General features: G+C 71.2%; 6 protein-coding genes. All 6 read right to left on the minus strand.

Annotated features, from left to right (window positions below):
* Window positions 1–942, minus strand: a 942-nt coding sequence (locus VM242_04625; GenBank protein ID HVM04439.1) for a zinc-dependent metalloprotease, incomplete at its 3' end; no start/stop codon positions are given.
* A gap of 3 nt (window positions 943–945) precedes the next feature.
* Window positions 946–1,086 carry a hypothetical protein gene (locus VM242_04630; GenBank protein HVM04440.1) on the minus strand — a complete coding sequence of 47 codons (141 nt, stop codon included), beginning with the start codon at window positions 1,084–1,086 and terminating at the stop codon, window positions 946–948.
* Between the two features lie 61 nt (window positions 1,087–1,147).
* Entirely contained in the window at window positions 1,148–1,342 is a 195-nt protein-coding gene (locus tag VM242_04635) for a hypothetical protein (protein HVM04441.1), read from the minus strand.
* A gap of 17 nt (window positions 1,343–1,359) precedes the next feature.
* Window positions 1,360–1,638: a mycothiol system anti-sigma-R factor gene (gene rsrA, locus VM242_04640; protein ID HVM04442.1), complete on the minus strand. Its 279-nt coding sequence runs from the start codon at window positions 1,636–1,638 to the stop codon at window positions 1,360–1,362.
* On the minus strand, window positions 1,638–2,207 hold the full coding sequence (locus VM242_04645; GenBank protein HVM04443.1) for a sigma-70 family RNA polymerase sigma factor: 570 nt from the start codon (window positions 2,205–2,207) through the stop codon (window positions 1,638–1,640). Before VM242_04645 ends, rsrA begins: the two co-directional genes overlap by 1 nt.
* A 10-nt stretch (window positions 2,208–2,217) precedes the next feature.
* A partial coding sequence (gene dnaA / locus VM242_04650; protein ID HVM04444.1) for a chromosomal replication initiator protein DnaA occupies window positions 2,218–3,278 on the minus strand: 1,061 nt, incomplete at its 5' end.

Below are 3,278 nucleotides of genomic sequence, written 5' to 3' on the forward strand. Positions count from 1 at the left end.
CTCGATGAAGCGCTCGCCCTGCTCGTACTGCTTCAGCTTGGCCTCCAGGCCCACCAGCTGGCGCAGCAGCCTGGACGCCCCTTTGGCCTCGGCCCGCCGCTGGCGCAGCACCCGGCCGAACCGGTCGGCGCTCGGCACCAGATCGGCACCGGCCCGGTCCATGGTGACGTCGCCGTGGCCCTCGAGCAGGCTCATGAGGCCGGCCACCTGGTCCAGCATGGCCTTCTGCTCGGGCCCGGCCAGGAGGGCGACCAGGCCGCCGTCGGCCAGCGGACTGCGACCGGCCCGGACCTCGTCCACCGCCCGCTTGAGCGCCTCCAGGAACCGCTTGGGGTCGGGATCGACGTTCTCGAAGCAGCCCTCGACGAGCGACAGGAAGTGGGGGCGCATCCACGGGACGCCGGTGAACTGGAGCCGGTGGGTGACCTCGTGGAGCGCCAGCCACAGCCGGAACTCACGGGGCGGGAAGCCGAACCGCTTCTCCAGCCCGATGATGTTGGGCCCCACGAAGTAGACGATGTCCTGGTCCTCGGGCCGCTCCTCCTCGATGAGCAGGAGGTCGTACTGGCCGAGCACCCGGCTGGCCATCCACCCGAGGAGGGTCCCCAGCTGGGCCCCGGTGACGGCCCGGCTGACCGGCGCCATGGGGCTCGACGCCAGGCGCGGCCCCACCTTGTCGGTGAGGGGCCGGAGCAGCCGCTGGAACGAGGCGATGTTCGCCGACACCCACCCGGCCCGGTCGGTGACCCGGGCCCGGGCCGGCCCGGCGGCCGAGCGCAGGCCGGTGGCCGCCTCGACCAGCCCCTCGGCCTGGGCGGTCAGCTCGACGAAGTCGGGCTGGAGGGAGGCGTAATGGTACGAGCGGGCCAGGGGCTCGTCGCCGGCGACCCGGATGGCGACCTTCTCCGCCAGTTCCCACGAGATCGCCTCGGCGGACGGCATCGGCTACTGGCGCGGGTACTTGTGGGCGGTCACCTTGACGAGATACCCGACGACCAGGCCGACAACCGCCAGCAGCGCGGGCAGGAGGATGGCGATCCCGATCCAGTAGTGCCAGACCTTGGCGGCCAGGAGAGCGGCGTGCATGGGCCGATGGTAGGCCCGGGGCCGCCCGTTCGTCGGATCGCCCCCGCCCGTCCGTCGGCGGTCAGGCGACGATCTTCCTGCCGCGGGTCCGGGGGACCGTCATGGGCTCGTGCTCGTAGCAGAACTTCCCGCTGTTGTACATCGACAGCCGGGTCTCGCAGCCGGGCTCCTTGCAGACCCTGCCCCGCCCGAACGACTTGGACGGCCGGTCGCTGCCGCTGAAGGGGGTTCCTTGTACCGCACGCTCACTTGCCATAACGCCGTCATCAACCGCTACCGGAACGGCGGCATTCCCCTTCCGAACCCTTCTCCGGAGCCGTACTCGGCCTGGAGGGCGAGGGTGATGCGGACGCGGAGCTGCTCGGGCACCGACTCCCGGCACTTGCGGGCCACCACCTGGCGCAGCTCGGCCTCGAAGTCGAACGCCTCCAGGCACGGGAGACAGGCGTCCAGGTGCTGGCGGACCATCGCCATGCGGGCCTCGTCGAGCTCCCCGTCGAGGTAGTGGTACAGCCGCTCGACGGCGTCGGTACAGTCCGCGTGCTCGTGCATCAGTCCGCTGTCCCCACGAGACCGTGACTCATTCCGAAGTCGTGCAACGCCTTCTGCAGCGCCCTTCTTCCCCGGTGGAGTCGGCTCATGACGGTTCCGATCGGGACATCCATGATCTCGGCGATCTCCTTGTAGGAGAAGCCCTCCACGTCGGCGAGGAGGACGGCCATCCTGAAGTTGTCGGGGAGGCTCTCGAGCGCCGACTTCACGTCGTCGTCGGTGAACCGCTCTAGCACCTCCTCCTCGGCGCTGCGGCCGGCGGCCGCCGCCTCCAGCCCCCCGAGGCGGTGGTACAGGTACAGGTCCTCCACGTCCTCCACGTCGGTCTGCTCGGGCCGGCGCTTCTTGGCCCGGTAGGCGTTGATGTAGGTGTTGGTCAGGATCCGGTACAGCCACGCCTTGAGGTTGGTGCCCTCCTGGAACGTCCCGTAGGACCGGTAGGCCTTGAGGTACGTCTCCTGGAGGAGGTCCTCGGCGTCCGCCGGGTTGCGCGTCATCCGCAGCGCCGCGCTGTAGAGCGCCGACATGTGCTCCATCGCCGAGTCGGCGAAGGTGGCCTGGGACGCCATGGCACGGACCCTACCCGGGGCGCCTCCCGTCGCACCCGCCGAGGCCGGCGAGCCGGTTGGTGAGCTCCACGACCTTTGTGTACACCGCCGCCCGCTCGGTCATGAGCTGCTCGATCTTGCGCACGGCGTGGAGCACGGTGGTGTGGTCGCGCTGGCCGAAGGCCCGGCCGATGGCGGGCAGGCTCTCCTCGGTGAGCGAGCGGCACACGTACATGGCGGACTGGCGGGCCTGCACGAGCGCCCGGGTGCGGCTGTAGCCGCACAGCTCGTCCACGCCGACGCCGAACACCTCGGCTGCCTCGCCGATGATGCGGGCGCAGGTGAGCGTCTGGCCGGCGCTGCCCAGGAACGAGGGGAGCGACTCCCGGGCTCCGTCCAGGGTGACGGGCCGGCCGTCCAGGGCGGCGTCGGCCAGGACCCGGGTGAGGGCTCCCTCCAGCTCGCGGACGCTGCGGGTGACCGACGCGGCGATGGCCGCCAGGACGTCGGCGCTCACCCGGGCGCCCCGGGCCTCCGCCTTGCGGGCCAGGATCGCCACCCGGGTCTCGAACTCCGGCGCGCCGAGGTCGGCGACCAGGCCGCTGGCGAAGCGGCTGCGCAGGCGGTCCGACAGCGTCGGGATGGCGCCGGGGTGGCAGTCGGCGCTCAGCACCACCCGCCCTCCCGCCGCCGTCACCTCGTTGAAGGTGTGGAAGAACTCCTGCTGAGTCTCCACCTTGCCCTCCAGGAACTGGAGGTCGTCGACGAGCAGGAACGAGCAGGTCCGGTAGCTGCTGGTGAAACCGCCGGTGGGGCTGGCCTGGATGCCGGCGATGAGCTCGCTGGTGAAGCGTTCGCAGGTGACGTAGCGCACGTCGTCGTCGGGGGCGTGGCGGCGGACGTGCAGGGCGATGGCCTGGAGCAGGTGCGTCTTCCCGTTGCCCGAGTCGCCGTAGATGAACAGCGGGTTGTACGGGCACACCGTGCTCTCGGCGACGCCCAGGGCCGCGTTGTGGGCCAGGCGGTTCGAGCTGCCGACCACGAAGGCGTCGAAGCTGAGCCGGGGGTCCAGCCCGTCGGCGGGGGGGGCCG

This window comes from Acidimicrobiales bacterium, from assembly GCA_035540975.1.
Classification (GTDB): domain Bacteria; phylum Actinomycetota; class Acidimicrobiia; order Acidimicrobiales.